The organism is Aureimonas sp. Leaf427 (assembly GCF_001425485.1).
Classification (GTDB): Bacteria; Pseudomonadota; Alphaproteobacteria; order Rhizobiales; family Rhizobiaceae; genus Plantimonas.
Genome location: NZ_LMQW01000001.1, coordinates 144,230 through 160,734 on the forward strand (window position 1 = coordinate 144,230; position 16,505 = coordinate 160,734).

A 16,505-nucleotide genomic window follows, 5' to 3' on the forward strand; every position below is an offset into this window, starting at 1 on the left:
CGGTATGGGGATCAGCATCAAGGAAGGCGACGAGGACGGCGGCGGCGAAGTCGCCGACATCAACGTCACGCCCTTCATCGACGTCGTCCTCGTTCTCCTCATCATCTTCATGGTGGCAGCGCCCCTGTCCACGGTGGACGTGCCGGTCGATCTTCCCGTCTCCAACGCGGCCCCCCGCGAGCGCCCGGACGAGCCGCTGTTCCTCACAGTGAAGGAGGATCTCGGCCTCGTCGTCGGCAACGAGCCGATCATGCGCGACGCGCTGCAGGCCGGACTCGACGCGCGCTCGGGCGCCGACCGCGAGGAGCGCATCTTCCTGCGCGCCGACGGGGCGGTGCCCTATGGCGAGCTGATGGAGGTGATGAACCTCCTGCGCAGCGCCGGCTATCTGAAGGTCGGCCTCGTCGGCCTCGAAGGCGCGCCGGCCGCCGCGACGCCCGCGACCTCTGCCGGCGCGCCAGCACCCGCATCGGCCGCGCCCGGCGCGCCGGCAGGCGGCACCGTGCCGGGACCGTGACGATGCGGCAAGAGGATCTCCATCGGCTCGAATCGGTGCCGGCGGGCCGGGTCGCGGCGCATTGGGCCGGCGCCGCCGTCACGGTGGTCGTCACCTATGCGGCGCTGGTCTGGCTCGCCCTCGCCATGACGCCGGAAGGCGCCGCCGGCGAGTTGCAGGACATGGTGATGATCGAGCTGGAGCCGATGACGGCGTTCGAAGAGGCTCCGCCGCCCGCCCCCGAACCCGAAGTCGCGGAGGCGCCGCCCGCCGAGCTCGAACCCGTCGCGCAGCCCGAGCCCGAGCCGGAGTCTCCGGTCGTCCCCGAGCCCGAGCCATTACCGCCGGAGCCGACACCGCCTGAACCGGTCGTGCCCGATCCCGTGGTCCCCGAGACGGTGGTCCCCGAGCCCGTGGTCGAAGAGCCGGTCGTGCCGCCCGAGCCCGCGCCCGAGCCCCTGCCGCCCGAGACGGTCGAACCCCCTCCGGAGCCGACGACGGAGGAACTCGTCCCCGACCTGATGGAGACGAACACCATTGCCGAGGCGGTCATCAATCCGCCGGTTCCCCGGCTCCGTCCGCCCCCGCCCAAGCCGGTCGAGAAGAAGCCTGCTCCACCCAAGAAGGCCGAGCGTCCCAAGCCGAAAGTCGAGAAGCCACGTCGCGTCGCCGAGACGAAGGCGCCGACGCAGCGCTCCTCGGCCGCCCGGTCCGACGCGCCCGCCTCTCGCGCGTCCGCACAGGCACCGCGCGTCTCCACCGCCAGTTGGGCGGGAAAGGTCAACAGCCATATCAGGCGCTTCAAACGATCCGTCGGCTCCAAAACGAAGACGTCCGGCGTGACGCGACTCGGCATGACGATCGATGCGAGCGGTCGGGTCAGCGGTTTGCGCGTCGTCTCGTCCTCCGGCAACGATGCCTTCGATGCCGAGGCCATCGCGCTCGTTCGCCGGGCGAGTCCCCTGCCGCCACCGCCCCAGGGCGGACAGCAGCTGACCTTGCCGGTGAAGATGTGAAAAGCGAACGAAAACAGGTCTTTTCGGCCGGCTTTCACCACGAAACGCGGTCCCGGCGAAAAAACCCATAGCGCCGGGACGGCAAAATGTGCCACACACGGCACGAACACCGCATGGTCGTCGTGACGATCGTGCGGTCGCCCTATGGAAGAATGTCTGCCGTTTGGCATCGTCCGTATCGGACGAGCGGACGGACCTTTGCTCGAACCACCAGGTTAGGACAGAATTTGCGAGTCGAAGTTCGGGATAACAACATCGATCAGGCCCTTCGGGTCCTGAAGAAGAAGATGCAGCGCGAAGGCGTGTTTCGCGAAATGAAGGCGCGCTCCTTCTACGAGAAGCCCTCGGAGAAGCGCGTCCGCGAGAAGCAGGCCGCCATCAGCCGCGCCCGCAAGGTCGCCCGCAAGCAGCAGCAGCGCGAAGGCCTGATCCCCGGCCCGAAGAAGAAGCCGCTGGACGCCCGCGGCGCGCCGGCCGCGCGCGCAGCCTCCTGATATCACGCCAGCCGCCGGCCTGACCGGCGGCGTCGGCACCGATCGAAAAGCGCTCTTGCGGCCCGTCCGCCGGAGCGCTTTTGTTTGGGCGGTCGATATCCCGTGGTGCCCGGGTGAAGCCGCCGTCCCAGGAATCAGCCCCCGAAACATCCAACGGAAAGGCCCGCCATGCCCGGCAAGACGCATTCCTATTCCGTTACCGTCACCTGGACCGGCAACGAGGGCACGGGGACGTCGAGCGCTCGTGCCTATAGCCGCTCCCATCTCATCGAAGCATCGGGCAAGCCGCCGATTCCCGGCTCCTCCGATCCCAGCTTTCGCGGCGATCCCGCGCGGTGGAACCCCGAGGAGCTGCTCCTCGCTTCGCTCTCGGCCTGTCACAAGCTCTGGTATCTCGGCCTCTGCGCCGGAGCCGGCATCGTCGTCCTCTCCTATGAGGACAAAGCCGTCGGCGAGATGATCGAGGAGCCGAACGGCGCCGGCCAGTTCACCTCCGTGACCCTCCGTCCCCGCGTCACCATCTCGTCCGCCTCGGCCGTCGCCGATGCCGAGGCTCTGCATCACAAGGCGCACGAGATGTGCTTCATCGCGAGATCGGTGAACTTTCCGGTCGGCGTCGAACCCAAGACGATTCGGGAAGCGTAGAAACGGCGAGCCTTCCTCAGCCCGCCAGCAGCGCCTCCAGCGCGAGCGTGTAGGAGAGCGGGCCGAAACCGGCGATGACGCCGCGGCAGACGGGCGCGATCATGGAATGGTGGCGGAAGCTCTCGCGGGCGTGGACGTTCGAGAGATGCACCTCGATCACCTCCGCCTTTGCGCCCGAGATCGCATCGCGCATCGCGATGGACGTGTGCGTATAGGCGCCGGCATTGAGGATGACCGCCACGCCCGCCTGCCCCGACTCCTGAATGGCGGTCACGAGGTCGCCCTCGTGGTTCGACTGGCGAAAGGCAATCTCGGCACGCCCGGCCGCCCGCTCGCGAAGGTCCGCCTCGATATCGGCCAGCGTCTTCGCCCCGTAGATGCCGGGCTCGCGCAGGCCGAGAAGGTTGAGGTTCGGGCCGTTGAGGACGAGGATCTTGCGCATGGCGGGCTTGGCTCCACAGGACCGCCGCCGGCGGCGGGATCGGGACGGGTGACGGATCGCGATCCATACCCTGCCGACGCCCCGCGTCCAATGCCGGCGCTATCGGCGGTCGAGCTGGCTTTGGCGCATCCTGAAGCCAGCCGCGCGCTCCAATGTCAGATCGGCGATGCAGTGCGGGCAGGAGACGCCGAGTTCGTAGGCGGGCGCTGCCAGATCCTCCGCCGAGAGGGGCGCGCCGCAGCCGTAGCAGCGGTCCCATTCGGCCTCGGCCAGTCCGTGCCCCAGCGCCACCCGCCCGTCGAAGACGAAGCACTCGCCCTGCCAGCGGCTCTCCTCGGGAGGAACCTCCTCCAGATATTTGAGGATGCCGCCCTTGAGGTGGTAGACCTCGGAAAAGCCGTGCGCCAGCATGTAGGACGAGGCCTTCTCGCAGCGGATGCCGCCGGTACAGAACATCGCGACCTTGCGTGTGCGCGCCGGATCGAGCGTTTCGGCGACGAAATCCTTGAATTCGGTAAACGTCTCGATCCCCGGATCGACCGCGCCCTCGAACGTGCCGACGCGCGTCTCGTAGGTGTTGCGCGTATCGAGGACCAGCACGTCGGGATCGGCGATCAGCGCGTTCCAGTCCTTCGGCTCGACATAGGTGCCGACCTGCCTCGTCGGGTCCGCCTCCGGCGCGCGCATGGTGATGATCTCGCGCTTCAGCCGCACCTTCAGCCGGTTGAAGGGCTTCTCCTCGGCGCCCGAGAATTTCAGCTCGCCCTGCCGCACGCCGAAGAGACCGTCGAGCCCGTCGATCAGGCCGGCCATCGCCGCGTCGGGCGCCGCCAGCGTGCCGTTCACGCCTTCCGGCGCGACGAGCAGCGTGCCGCAGGCGCCGGCCGCCTCCAGGACGGCGAGCGCCTCGACCTTAAGGCGCGCGGGATCGTCGAGCGCGACGAAACGGTAGAGGGCGGCGACCGACCAGTTCAAGGCGCGCCTCTCAGGATTCCAGCGAGCCCGGCCGCGCGGTCGCGGAGGGGCTTGTGCCGAGAAGCTTCAAGAGATCCTCGCCCGTGCGCGTCAGGCGCTGGCGGCGGCGCGTCAGCACGAGGCCCGACTGCGGGGCCGTGACGACCGTCTCGCCGCCGGCCTCGCCCGGCGCGGTCACGATGGTGACGAGCGGCTGGCCGGCCTGCACCTCGTCGCCGGGGCCGGCATGGAAGAGCAGCGCGCCGCCGACGGGCGCGCGGATCATCTCCACATGATCCAGCGGCGTCACGGGGCCCGACCAGGGAGCGAGCGGCGCCACGCTTTCGTCGCGGATCGTGCCGCGCGCGACGAGGAAGCGGTAGAGCCCGGCCGCGTCCGCCTCGGCGAAAGCCGGCGTCACGTCCATCATGCCGCGAAACTCGACGGTCGTGACCGCGATGCGATTCCAGGTCTCGTCATCGGCCGGAAGCCCCTTGTAGGGCGACCAGGCCGCTTCCTCGAAGGCGCCGTCGGACGTCTCGTCCCAGATGAGGATGGCCTTGGCGCCGAGCGCGGAGGCGAGGTCCTGCAGATGCGGCCAGAGCTGGCGCGCGACGTAAAGATAAGAGGGGCTCTCGTCGTCGCTGTGCAGGTCGAGAACGATCTCGTGGCCGAGCGCGAGCTTGAGAAGCCGCGCCTTCAGGCGCTTCTCCGCCGGGATCGGCGCGTCGTCGCCGGGAAGGCCGCTCGTGTCGGTGGTGGCGAGAAGCGGGAAGTCGCGGTTGAAGTTCGTGCGGGTCTGAAGGCCGAAACGCCCGAGATGCTCGTGGAAGACATGCTGGCCCGTTGCGATCGGATTGGCCTGCGGAACGAGGGTGATGCGTCCGAGGAGCCGGCCTTCCCGCTCGGCGGCCTCCAGCATCGGCACCAGCCGATGCAGCGCGACGGTGCCGGCCAGTTCGTTGCCGTGCAGCGCGGCCTGGAGATAGGCGCCGGGGGCCCCCTCCTCGGTTCCCTCGAAGGAAAGGACGGGAAAGCGCCACTCGGTGCCCGGCGTGTCGCCCTTCAGGATTTCGACGGTCTTCTTCATGGCGGCAGGTCCTTTGGCGAAAGGCAGTCGGCGGCGAAGGGCGTTTGCCGCGGTTTTCCGCCGGACGGCGCGGAAAGGCAAGGGCGCAGGTCCTTCACGCGCCCGGCCCGGCGTTGCGGGGGCCCGCGCCTTGGCTTATGCGACAGGTCTGACTGGAGGCGCGAAAATGCCGCTCGATCTCATACCGCCGGATGCGCTGGTCTCCTCGCGGAGCACGATCGCGGAATCGATCTATGAGGAGCTTCGCCGCGCCATTCTCGAACTCCGGCTCCAGCCGGGCACCAAGATTTCCGAGGCCGAGATCGCCAAGCGGCTGGGCGTCTCGCGCCAGCCGGTGCGCGAGGCCTTCGCAAGGCTCGGCCGCTCCGGCTACCTGCGCATCCAGCCCCAGCGCGCGACCGAGATCGTGCGCATCTCGACGCGCGAGGTGATGAATGCGCACTTCATCCGCGAGGCGCTCGAGGTCGCGACCGCCCGCCGGGCCGCCGACCGCGCGACGCCGGCCATGCTGGACCGCCTGTCGGCGCTCCTCTCGCGGCAGGACGCCGCCCAGCGGGCGGACGATCGGACCGCCTTTCAGCGCGAGGACGACGCCTTCCACCTCGCCATCGCCGAGGAAGCCGGCTGCGGCTTCGCCTGGCGCCTGATCGACGAGCAGAAGGCGCAGATGGACCGCGTGCGCTTCCTCGCCCTCGCCTTCGGCCAGCCGGACGCGCTGGACGACCACCGACGGATCTTCGATGCGCTGAGCGCCGGCGATCCCGACGCCGCCGAGACCGCCATGCGCGCCCATCTCGCACGCATCGTGGAGATCGTGGAACGGCTTCGCGGCGAGTTCTCGCACTACTTCCAGGAAGAGAATTTCTAGCGCTTCAGGTGCTTTCGGAAGGCTTCCAGCGTTTCCGGCCCGACATGATGCTCGATCCCCTCCGCGTCCAGCTCCGCCGCCTCCGGCGAGACGCCGAGCGAGAGGAGAAAGTCCTCGACCAGCCGATGCCGCGCCCGGGCCGCGAGGGCGACCTCCCGGCCCCGTTCGGTCAGGAAGATCGCGCGATAGGGCTCGGAATTGACGAGCCCGTCCCGGATGAGGCGCTGGACGGTGCGAGCGACGGTGCCGGGCGAGACGCCGAAACAATCGGCGAGATCGGCCGAGCGCGCCTCGCCGCGCGTCGCGATCAGATCGTCGATCATCTCGACATAGTCTTCGGCGAGCTCGGACTGATGCGCCTCGCGCACCCGCGCGAAACGGGCCGCATGGCGCAGCGCCGACATCTCACCCCTGTCCCCACCGTCCGTCATTCCACCCCTTCCGGTATCCGCATCCGCTCCATCCGTGGTGCCGGCGGCGAAGGCCGGCGCGATGCGCCGGTCTCCTCCGGGCCAGCGCCATGGAAAGACAGGCTCTAACCCGTCGCCGCCCGCCGTGCAAAGTTTGCCCTCGGACAAACCGACCCTTGCATCCACCGGTGGTCGAACGCATCGCCGTTGCCGACTTGCCGCGCCGCGAAGACTTCCGTCGATTTCGACCGATGCGCGAACCGTTTCGGGCGCCGCGCCTCTTGCAACACAAGGTCTCTTCAGCGAGGAGGATTGACCCTCCGGCCGGCACGGTCTCGACGCCGCCGGAGAACGGAGCGAAGCCGCCGGATGGGCGGGCGGCAGGCACATCGCGAAGAGACCGGGCGGGCGCGCCGGGCGGACGATCGAAGGATCAAGGCATGGATTTCCTGACGACAGCATCGCTGACGGCACTTCTGCAGATCGTCATGATCGATCTCGTCCTGGCGGGCGACAATGCGATCGTCATCGGCCTTGCGGCGGCCGGCCTTCCCAAGGACCAGCGGGCGAAGGCCATCCTCGTCGGCATCATCTTCGCCACCGGCCTTCGCATTCTCTTCGCCGCCATCACGCAGCAGCTTCTGGAACTCGGCGGCGCGCTCCTCATCGGCGGCGGCCTGCTGCTTCTCTACGTCTGCTGGAAGATGTGGCGCGAGCTGCGCACGCCGCAGCACGATCTCGATGCCGCGGAAGGCGCGCTGAACGCGGACGGAACGTTGGCCGAGGGCGCCCCGCGCAAGACCTTCGCGCAGGCCGCCTGGCAGATCGTCATCGCCGACGTCTCCATGTCGCTCGACAACGTGCTGGCGGTGGCGGGTGCTGCGGGCGAGCATCTCTGGGTTCTCGTCGTCGGCCTCATTCTCTCCATCGCGCTGATGGGCCTTGCCGCGAACTACATCGCGCGCCTTCTCAACCGGCACCGCTGGATCGCCTATGTCGGCCTCGTCATCATCCTCTATGTCGCGCTGAAGATGCTGGTCGAAGGCGCGGAGGCCGTCTGGCCCGGCACGTTCGACTGGCTGCCCTTCTTCGGCGGCCACGGCGCGACGGTGCCTGCCGCGACGCCCGCCCCGGCCCTCGCGCCGGCCGGCTGAACCAGAACAGCGATCGAAGGCCCGCTCCGGCGGGCGTTCGGCTCGCTCCTCCAGATCGTCTTATAAGATCATCGAGGAGGCGACAGCCGTCGCCCTCCTCCCATGGCACCGGAACCGGACCGAGAATGGCGACCTCTGCGCCGCATCGGTCTCGGGCCGGGAGACCCGAAGAGGTCACAGACGACGAGAGATGCCCCCGGCGCCGATCGAATCGGTCGGTTCCAGACGCAAAAAGACCCGCGGAGCCGAGCTCACGCGGGTCTTTTTCTATCGGTGTCGAAATTCGGTCCGAGGGAGACGCGCGCTGCGATCGAGACGGCTCGAGAGCTGCGCGATCCATGCCTCGATCGAGAGGCGGACCGAGCCATCGGACCCCGCCGTCCCCGTTCGGGACGGCCGAGCCCTGACGATCCAGATGCTTAGTAGGCGGTGCCGATGCGGTCCCAACGGGCGGCGTCGATGCCGACGGCCTCGAGGGCGCGGTTGGACGGGCGACGACCGGCTTCCGCAGCGGCCGCGCAGGCCTGGGCTCCCGCGAAGACGTCCACGATCGACGAGAACGTCGAGCGGATCGAGCGGTGGGCGCGGCTGTTCGGGCGGGTCATTGGGTCTCTCCTGTTGTGTTGAGACCAATATGGCAGTGCACCATACTTTGCAGAAGTGCTGGGATCAGACCGCAGCCATGCGCTAGGCGCAGGGCATTTGCCCTTGAATCACTCCGTAAAATTCAGCTTTGGGCAAGCTTTCGATGATAGGGGCGCCGTCCGGCGTCGCCTTCCAGATCGGCACAGCGTTAGACCTTCGCGGAAAGCTCCGCCAGATGGCGCTTCAGGTCGAAATCCTCCGCCGAGACGTCCTCGCGCAGGACCTTGAGATCGCCCTCCAGAATGCGGCGCCCCAGCATGTGCTCGCCCGGCCGGTTCACCGTCTCGATCCCGAGAAGCCTGTTGCCGCGGAAGCAATAGGCGACGAGCCGCCCATCCTCGCGCGATCCGGCCAGATGAACATGGTCCGCCCCGGTCGTGATGCCGACGATCTGCAGCTTGAAGCTGCCCTGATCGCTCCAGAACCAGGGCACGCTGCGATAGGGCGCGGTGCCGCCGAGAATGCGGGCGGCGACGCACTTGGCCTGATCGATGGCGTTCTGCACCGATTCCAGCCGCACCGGCCCTTCCGCGAAGGGGCTCTCGAAGACCGCGCAGTCGCCGATCGCGAAAATGGCGGGATCGCTCGTCGTCATGAAGCGGTCGACATGAACGCCGCCTTCCGTGGCAAGCCCCGCCTCCGCCGCGATCTCGGCATTCGGCACCACGCCCGTCGCCAGAAGCACGAGATCGGCCGGCAGGACCTCGCCATTGGCAAGGCGCACGCCGGTGGCCGGGCCGGCTTCGCCCTCGCCCTCGATCCCGGCGACCGCCGCGCCGAGGCGAACGGTGGTGCCCATGGCCCCGTGCGCATCGAGGAAGAAATCGGAGAGGACGGGCGAGACGACGCGGCCCATCAGCCGCGCGGCACCTTCGAGCACGGTCACGTCGAGGCCGCGCGCGCGGGCGGAGGCCGCGACCTCCAGCCCGATGAACCCGCCGCCGACCACGACGAGCCGCGCCCCCGCGACCAGCGCCTCGCGCAGCCGCTCGGCCTCGCCGGCATCGCGCAGGGCATGGACATTCGGCCGGTGAACGCCGGAGAGCGGCGGCAGGCGGTTGCGTGCGCCCGTCGCGAGCACGAGATGGTCATAGGCGAGATGGCCCCCGTCCGAGAGCGCGACACGGCGCCCGGCGCGGTCGATCGCCTGGACGCGGGTGCCGAGGAGCGTCTCGATCCGGTTGGTCTCGTAGAAGGCGTCGGGTTTCAGAAGCAGCGAATCCGTCGCGGCGTCGGCCTTCAGATAGGCCTTCGACAGCGGCGGCCGCTGATAAGGCAGACGTGTCTCCTCGCCGACGAGGACGATGCGTCCGCCGAAACCGCCCGCGCGAAGGCTGACGGCAACCTGCAGACCGGCTTGGCCCGCGCCGGCGATGACGACGGTGCCGGCGGTCATGCGCTAAGCTTTCGGGCGAACGCGGAGAGGCAGGCGATCTCGGCCGAAACGCGAACCAAACGGAGGTAAGCGCTCGACGGCGCCCCCCTCTGTCCTGCCGGACATCTCCCCCTCAAGGGGGGAGATCGGCGGCTTTGCCGTTTGAGATCAGCCTGATCTCTCCCCTTGAGGGGGAGATGCCGCCCCTCGACCAAGGCTCGGGAGGCAGAGGGGGGCGCTTCGCACAAGCCGCTCAAGCCCGCCGTCTGCCCCAACCCACTCGCCGCGCATATCGAAGGCATCATCGTCGGAAAACCTGAAACCGCTTCGTTCTCCGAATCTTCTAGAAGCCCCGTCGCCCGCCGTCCATGGAGGGCGGCAGCCGGTGCTTCAGGGGCTCACTCCGCCGGCTTCACCACTCCGCCCGGCACGCGGCCCTGCGCAGCATGCTCGATCGCGAATTCCTCCTCGGGAGAGAGGATCAGCTTGTGACGGCCAACCAGCGCGAAATAGGCGATGGCGACGGCGAACCAGGCCGCGACCCAGACGACGCCCTTGAAGAAGTTCGGGTCCTGAACCTGATAGAAGAGCGTGACGAGGGCGATGACGATCGTCAGCACGGCGCCGGGAATGCCGAGCGGCGAGCGGAAGGGCCGCTCGATATGGGGCATGTTCCGGCGCAGCAGGATGAAGGAGGCCGCCTGGAGGATGTAGGAGAACATGGCGCCGAAGACCGCCATGTTGAGGAGGATCGTCCCGATCGCCGTGCCGCCTTCGGTCGCGCCGAGCGCGAACCAGATGATGAGCATCACGGCGAGGCCGACCAGCGCGCCGCCGATCATCGCGACATGCGGCGTGCGGAACTTCGGATGCGTCACCGAGAGGAAGGTCGGGAAATAGCCGGCGCGCGAGAGCGAATAGACCTGTCGTCCCTGCGCATAGAGGATCGTGTGGAAACTCGCGATGAGCCCGGTCAGCGCGACGAGGCCGAGCAGGACGACGCCGCCGTCGCCATAGACCGCCTTGAACCCGTCGAGCAGCGGCTCCAGCGCGGTCGAGAGATGGAACGTGCCGACGCCGGGCAGCGACGGGTTGAGCAGCATGATCATGAAGGCCGAGAGCATCAGCGTCGCCATGCCGAGGATGATGCCCTTGGGCATGTCGCGCTTGGGATCGACCGATTCCTCCGCCGCCAGCGGCAGCTGCTCGATGGCGAGGAAGAGCCAGACCGCGAAGGGCAGCGTCGCCAGCACGCCGGACAGGCCGAAGGGGAACCAGGGGCCGTTGCCTTCCGGCAATTCGACAGCCGCGCCGTCCGGCCCGACGCCGACATTGAGCGCCCAGCGTGAGAAGTCGATGTTCGGAATCGCCGAGATCCAGAAGAAGACGAGAACCGCTAGCGAGATCAACGTGATGACGAGCGTCACCTTGAAGGAGAGCTCCAGCCCGTAGATGTTGAGCGTCAGAAAGATCGCGTAGAAGGCGATCCAGACAAGCGGCGAATAGACGGGGTCGAGGCCGAGAATCGAGTTCACGTAGGCCGTGATGAAGGTGACGATGACGGCCGGCGTGATGACGTATTCGACGTTCTCGCAGAGCCCGGTGACGAAGCCGCCCCAGGGGCCCATGGCGGTGCGCGCGAAGGAATAGGCCGCGCCCGTGTGCGGCAGAGCCGGGCTCATCTCGGCGATCGAGAAGGTCAGCCCGAGATACATGACGGCGATGATCGAGGCGGCGACGAGCATGCCGCCCCAGCCGCCCGTGGCGAAGCCGAAGTTCCAGCCGGAAAAGTGCCCCGAGATGACCGCGCCGACGCCGAGCGCCCAGAGCGACCAGACGCCCGCATAGCGCGAGAGCCCCCGTTTCTCGAAATAGCCGGCATCCGCCGTCTTGTAGGAAACGCCCGTCGTGCCGTCCTGCATCGCCCGATCCCCTCGAAAGCCCCGAGGCAGATGTGACTCCGAGATGACGATGCTGTCAATCACGGCAGGATGCAGGCCTGCCTAGTTCGTCGGCATAATCAGGTTAGACCGGACGTTCCGAAAGGAGAACGGCTTCGGGCGCCGCCTCGATCAGGCCCTCGTCGTCCTTCAGCCGGACGCCGCTGAAGCCGAGCGCCCGCGATCTCGTGAGAAACCCCGCGAGCTTCACCGCCGCCAGCGGCGGCGCGAGACCGCCCGCGCGGATATTGGAGACGCAGTTGCGGTCGGCGTCGGTGCGCCCGATGCGCGGGCTGTGGGTGATGTAGGCGCCGAGGCTGTCGGCGGCGGAAAGGCCCGGCCGCTCGCCGATCAGCATGAGAACGAGGCCCGCCCCCAGCGCCTCGCCGATGGGATCGGACAGCGCCACCCGTGCGCCAGTGGCGAGGAGAACAGGCGCGATTCGCCAGTCGCCGGGCAGAAGGGCCAGGATGGCGAGCGCCGTCTCGCTCGCATAGGTGTTCACCGCGTGGGCCGAAAGCCCGTCGCCGATGACGACGCAAAGGTCCGGCGCCGGCCCGCCGAGGCCCGTCAGGGCCTGCCGCGAGGGGCCGGACAGGCTGCGGCCGAGATCGGGACGCCTCAGATAGCTCGCCCGCCCGTCCGCCTGGCTGGAAACGGCAAGGCTCGCGACCCCGCCTTCCGAAAGACGCCGGGCGATCGCGTCCTCGTCGAAACCGGCATGGACCGCGTCCCGCGCCTTGGCATGGGCTTCGGCGAAATCGAGATGGGCCGAGGTCGGCAGGCCCGCGCCGTGCCGCCCGAGAGCGATGCGCGCCGCCGTGTGCCGGCGCAGGATGGCGAGCGGGTGGTCGGGCGTATCGGCCATCACGAGGCCTCCAGAAGGCGCGAGCGCTGGAGAAGCTCGATCTCCAGCGCGCCCGCCGGAGCCGGCGGCGCCAGCCGGCCGTCCCCGTCCAGAATGCCGAACGCTTGCGCCCAGGCCTCGAACTCGGGCGCCGCCCGCAGGCCGAGCGCGCCGCGCACATAGGCCGCGTCGTGATAGGAGGTCGACTGGTAGTTCAGCATGATGTCGTCCGAGCCTGGAACGCCCATCACGAAATTGACGCCGGCGACGCCGAGCAGCGTCAGGAGCGTATCCATGTCGTTCTGGTCGGCCTCGGCATGGTTGGTGTAGCAGACGTCCACCCCCATCGGCAGGCCGAGCAGCTTGCCGCAGAAATGGTCCTCCAGCCCCGCCCGCACGATCTCCTTGCCGTCGTAGAGATATTCCGGGCCGATGAACCCGACGACCGTGTTGACGAGCAGCGGATCGAACTCGCGCGCGACCGCATAGGCCCGCGTCTCGATCGTCTGCTGGTCGATGCCGTGATGCGCGTTCGCCGAGAGCGCCGAGCCCTGCCCCGTCTCGAAATACATGGCGTTCCGACCGACCGTTCCCCGGTCCAGGCCGGCGGCGGCATCGTGCGCCTCCTTCAGAACGGCGAGATCGATGCCGAAGGAGGCGTTCGCCGCCTGGCTTCCCGCGACCGACTGGAACACGAGATCGACCGGCGCGCCGCGCTCCATCACCTGCAGCGCCGTCGTCACATGCGCCAGGATGCAGCTCTGCACGGGACAGCCGAGTTGAAGGCGCAACTCGTCGATCAGATGCAGCAGCCGGATCATCGCGTCCGGACTGTCCGTCGCGGGATTGATGCCGATCGTGGCGTCTCCGCAGCCGAACTGCAGCCCGTCGAGGATCGAGGCGGCGACGCCCTTCGGATCGTCGGTCGGGTGGTTGGGCTGGATGCGCACCGAGAGGTGCCCGGGCAGGCCGACCGTCGTGCGGAAGGCGGTCACGACCGGCCGCTTGCGCGCGATGGCGATGAGATCCTGGTTGCGGCAGACCTTGGAGACCGCCGCCACCATTTCCGGCGTCAGCGCCCAGGTCAGCGCCGAGATCGCCTCCGTCGTCGCCTCGTCCGAGAGAAGCCATTCGCGGAACGTGCCGACCGAATGATGGGAGATGGCCGAAAAGGCCTTCGCATCGTGCTGGGCGAGAATCAGCGCGGAAACCTCGTCGATCTCGGGATCGATCAGCGGCACGTTAAGGAAGGTCGGGAGCGCGGTGTCGGCCAGCACCCGCTGCGCCCGAACGCGCTCGGCCTGCGAGGAGCAGGCGAGCCCCGCCAGGAAATCGCCGGAGCGGGCGGGCGTCGCATGCGCCAGAAGGGTCTTCAGTTCGTCGGGCGTCATCTCGAATCCGCTCCTTCGTCCGCACGGGACGACACCGCCTCAATGGAAGGCATTTTCGCCTTCTGGTCAATTTCCAGCCAGACGACAAGAGGCGACGTCACCGCTTGACCTTCCAGCAACGGGAAGCCCCATCTGAAGCGCATACGGCCTTCGCCCGCCAGGAGCCGCCCATGTCGACAGCCCACTCCCACACGCATCCGTCATCCGGCCCGACGGGTCAGGCACCGGTCGTCCGCGATCCCGTCTGCGGCATGATCGTCGACGTAGAGGCCGGCAAGCCCAGCGCGGAGCACGCCGGCCGCCTCTTCCACTTCTGCTGCGCCGGCTGCCGCGCCAAGTTCGAGGCGGACCCCACGGCCTATCTCACGGCCGAGGACCCCGTCTGCGGCATGAGCGTCGATCGGGCGAGCGCCCGGCACATGGCCAGGCACGAGGGCCGTCGCCTCTATTTCTGCTCCGCCGGATGCGAGGCGAAGTTCACCGCCGACCCCGCCGCCTATCTCGGCGACCGGCCGGCGCCGCCCCCGGCACCAGCGGGAACGCGCTACACCTGCCCGATGCACCCGGAGGTCGTCAGCGACCATCCCGCCGACTGCCCGAAATGCGGCATGGCGCTGGAGCCGATGGGCCTGCCGACCGGCGAAGAGGGTCCGAACCCGGAACTGGTGGACTTCACCCGCCGCTTCTGGGTCTCGCTCGCCTGCGCCGTGCCGCTTCTCGTCCTGACGATGGGCCCGATGCTCGGCCTCCCCGTCCGCGCCTGGCTCGGCGAGCGGACGGCGGTGCTCGCCGAGTTCGCTCTGGCGACGCCGGTCGTCCTCTGGGCGGCGCTCCCCTTCTTTCGCCGGGGTTGGCAGTCCATCCTCAACCGCAGCCCCAATATGTGGACGCTGATCGCCATCGGCGTCGGGGCGGCCTATGCCTACAGTGTCGTCGCGACCTTTTTCCCCGGTCTCTTCCCCGCTTCGTTCCGCGAGGGCGCGATGGGCATGCCCGGAATGGCCATGGACGCGGCGGAGGGAACGGTTCCCGTCTATTTCGAGGCCGCGACCGTCATCGTCGCCCTCATCTTCGTCGGACAGATCCTGGAGCTGAAGGCGCGCGAGCGCACCGGCTCGGCCATCCGCGCGCTGCTCGACCTCTCGCCGAAGACCGCGCGGCGCCTCGCGCCGGGTGGATCGGAGGAGGAGATCGAGCTCTCCGCCGTCGCGCCCGGCGACCGCCTTCGCCTTCGCCCCGGCGCCGCCGTGCCGGTCGACGGCGTCGTGCTGGAAGGCCGATCCTCGGTGGACGAGAGCATGATCACCGGCGAGCCCCTGCCGGTGGAGAAGACGGCGGGCGACCCGTTGACCGGCGGCACGCTGAACGGTTCGGGTTCGCTGATCATGGAGGCGCGGAAGGTCGGCGCGGAGACGATGCTGGCGCGCATCGCCTTGATGGTGTCGAGCGCCCAGCGCTCGCGCGCGCCGATCCAGGGCCTCGCGGACCGGGTCGCGGCCTATTTCGTGCCGGCCGTCGTCGCGGTCGCGATTCTCGCCTTCGCCGCCTGGGCGCTGCTCGGCCCGGCGCCGTCTCTGGCGCATGCGCTGGTCGCCGCCGTCTCCGTCCTCATCATCGCCTGCCCCTGCGCGCTCGGCCTCGCCACGCCCATGTCGATCATGACCGCCACCGGGCGGGGCGCGCGCGCCGGCGTGCTGGTGCGCGAGGCCGAGGCGCTGGAGCGTCTGGCCGAGGTCGACACGCTGGTCGTCGACAAGACCGGCACGCTCACGGAAGGCAAGCCGAAGCTGACGGAGGTCGTCGCGCTCGACGGCGACGAGATCGCACTGCTCCAGGCCGCCGCGACGCTGGAACGCGGCTCGGAACATCCGCTCGCGGGCGCCATCGTGGCGGGCGCAGAAGCGCGCGGCGCGGTGCTCGGGGAGGCCGCCGACTTCCGCTCGGAGACCGGCAAGGGCGTTCGTGGCATGGTCGGCGGACGGGCAGTGATGCTCGGCAATGCCGCGATGATGGCCGGCCTCGATCTCGGCCCGCTCGAAGCCCGCGCGGCCGAGCTTCAGGCGGAGGGACGCACGGCCATGTTCGTCGCGATCGACGGGCGGCCGGCCGGCCTCGTCGCCGTCGCCGATCCGATCAAGGCGAACGCTGCGGCCTCGATCGCGGCGCTCCGCTCGGCGGGCCTTCGCATCGTCATGGCGACCGGCGACACCGAGCGCACCGCCAAGGCCGTGGCAAGAGCCCTCGGCATCGAGGAGGTGCGCGCGGGCCTCCTGCCGGAGGGCAAGCAGGCGCTGGTGGCCGAACTCCAGGCGAGCGGCGCCAAGGTCGCCGTGGCCGGCGACGGCGTCAACGACGCGCCGGCTCTGGCGGCGGCCGATGTCGGCATCGCCATGGGCACCGGCGCCGATGTCGCGCTGGAAAGCGCGGGGATCACGCTCCTGAAGGGCGATCTCGCCGGCATCCTGCGCGCCCGCCGCCTTGCGCACGCCACCATCGCCAACATCCGCCAGAACCTCGCCTTCGCCTTCGGCTACAACCTTCTCGGCGTGCCGATCGCGGCGGGCGTTCTCTATCCTCTGACGGGCTGGCTCCTGTCGCCGATGCTGGCTGCGGCGGCGATGAGCCTGTCGTCCGTCTCCGTCATCGCGAATGCGTTGAGGCTGCGGACGCTGAAGCTGTAGATCCTAAAATTAACTCGTGCGGAAACGCGGATCGCATGCTTCTTATACGCATCATCA

General features: G+C 68.9%; 16 protein-coding genes. 7 read left to right on the top strand and 9 right to left on the bottom strand.

The window, feature by feature from the left end:
• The first annotated feature begins 4 nt into the window (after nt 1-4).
• From exbD to ASG62_RS00605, 4 genes are all read left to right on the top strand, one after another.
• Complete coding sequence (gene exbD, locus ASG62_RS00590) at nt 5-517, top strand: TonB system transport protein ExbD (protein ID WP_056694750.1); 513 nt, start codon at nt 5-7, stop codon at nt 515-517.
• Nucleotides 518-519: 2 nt separating this feature from the next.
• Entirely contained in the window at nt 520-1,512 is a 993-nt protein-coding gene (locus ASG62_RS00595) for an energy transducer TonB (RefSeq protein WP_056694748.1), read from the top strand.
• A gap of 113 nt (nt 1,513-1,625) precedes the next feature.
• Nucleotides 1,626-2,006, top strand: coding sequence for a 30S ribosomal protein S21 (rpsU, locus tag ASG62_RS00600; protein WP_244487570.1), 381 nt, complete (start codon nt 1,626-1,628; stop codon nt 2,004-2,006).
• Between the two features lie 168 nt (nt 2,007-2,174).
• Nucleotides 2,175-2,651 (top strand): OsmC family protein, encoded by a 477-nt coding sequence (locus ASG62_RS00605; protein WP_056694744.1) that lies wholly within the window; start codon nt 2,175-2,177, stop codon nt 2,649-2,651.
• A gap of 16 nt (nt 2,652-2,667) precedes the next feature.
• On the opposite strand, the gene aroQ is transcribed toward ASG62_RS00605, so the two are convergent.
• The 3 genes from aroQ to ASG62_RS00620 form a co-directional block, all read right to left on the bottom strand.
• Entirely contained in the window at nt 2,668-3,093 is a 426-nt protein-coding gene (aroQ, locus tag ASG62_RS00610) for a type II 3-dehydroquinate dehydratase (protein WP_056694742.1), read from the bottom strand.
• A gap of 99 nt (nt 3,094-3,192) precedes the next feature.
• On the bottom strand, nt 3,193-4,068 hold the full coding sequence (locus ASG62_RS00615) for a rhodanese-related sulfurtransferase (RefSeq protein WP_056694740.1): 876 nt from the start codon (nt 4,066-4,068) through the stop codon (nt 3,193-3,195).
• Nucleotides 4,069-4,078: 10 nt separating this feature from the next.
• Nucleotides 4,079-5,137, bottom strand: a complete 1,059-nt coding sequence (locus ASG62_RS00620) for a succinylglutamate desuccinylase/aspartoacylase family protein (protein WP_056694738.1) — start codon at nt 5,135-5,137, stop codon at nt 4,079-4,081.
• A gap of 166 nt (nt 5,138-5,303) precedes the next feature.
• Between ASG62_RS00620 and ASG62_RS00625 the strand changes: the two genes are divergently transcribed.
• Entirely contained in the window at nt 5,304-6,005 is a 702-nt protein-coding gene (locus ASG62_RS00625) for a GntR family transcriptional regulator (RefSeq protein ID WP_056694736.1), read from the top strand.
• Here ASG62_RS00625 and mntR read toward each other — a convergent pair.
• Nucleotides 6,002-6,436 carry a manganese-binding transcriptional regulator MntR gene (gene mntR / locus ASG62_RS00630; protein WP_056694735.1) on the bottom strand — a complete coding sequence of 145 codons (435 nt, stop codon included), beginning with the start codon at nt 6,434-6,436 and terminating at the stop codon, nt 6,002-6,004. The two genes, ASG62_RS00625 and mntR, sit on opposite strands and share 4 nt — an antisense overlap.
• A 419-nt stretch (nt 6,437-6,855) precedes the next feature.
• On the opposite strand from mntR, the gene ASG62_RS00635 reads away from it, so the two are divergent.
• A complete protein-coding gene (locus ASG62_RS00635) occupies nt 6,856-7,569 on the top strand; it encodes a TerC family protein (protein WP_056694732.1) in 714 nt (237 codons plus the stop codon).
• A 419-nt stretch (nt 7,570-7,988) separates the two neighbouring features.
• Here the strand turns inward: ASG62_RS00635 and ASG62_RS00640 are convergent, their stop codons facing one another.
• The 5 genes from ASG62_RS00640 to ASG62_RS00660 form a co-directional block, all read right to left on the bottom strand.
• Nucleotides 7,989-8,174 (bottom strand): hypothetical protein, encoded by a 186-nt coding sequence (locus ASG62_RS00640; protein WP_056694731.1) that lies wholly within the window; start codon nt 8,172-8,174, stop codon nt 7,989-7,991.
• A gap of 188 nt (nt 8,175-8,362) precedes the next feature.
• Entirely contained in the window at nt 8,363-9,610 is a 1,248-nt protein-coding gene (locus ASG62_RS00645) for an NAD(P)/FAD-dependent oxidoreductase (RefSeq protein ID WP_056694729.1), read from the bottom strand.
• Between the two features lie 377 nt (nt 9,611-9,987).
• Nucleotides 9,988-11,511, bottom strand: coding sequence for an amino acid permease (locus tag ASG62_RS00650; protein ID WP_056694727.1), 1,524 nt, complete (start codon nt 11,509-11,511; stop codon nt 9,988-9,990).
• Nucleotides 11,512-11,614: 103 nt separating this feature from the next.
• Entirely contained in the window at nt 11,615-12,397 is a 783-nt protein-coding gene (eutC, locus tag ASG62_RS00655) for an ethanolamine ammonia-lyase subunit EutC (protein ID WP_056694726.1), read from the bottom strand.
• Complete coding sequence (locus ASG62_RS00660; protein WP_056694724.1) at nt 12,397-13,767, bottom strand: ethanolamine ammonia-lyase subunit EutB; 1,371 nt, start codon at nt 13,765-13,767, stop codon at nt 12,397-12,399. The genes eutC and ASG62_RS00660 overlap by 1 nt, the downstream gene beginning before the upstream one ends.
• 170 nt (nt 13,768-13,937) lie before the next feature.
• Here ASG62_RS00660 and ASG62_RS00665 point away from each other — a divergent pair, with 170 nt between their 5' ends.
• Nucleotides 13,938-16,448, top strand: a complete 2,511-nt coding sequence (locus tag ASG62_RS00665; protein ID WP_056694722.1) for a heavy metal translocating P-type ATPase — start codon at nt 13,938-13,940, stop codon at nt 16,446-16,448.
• The last annotated feature ends 57 nt before the right edge of the window (nt 16,449-16,505 follow it).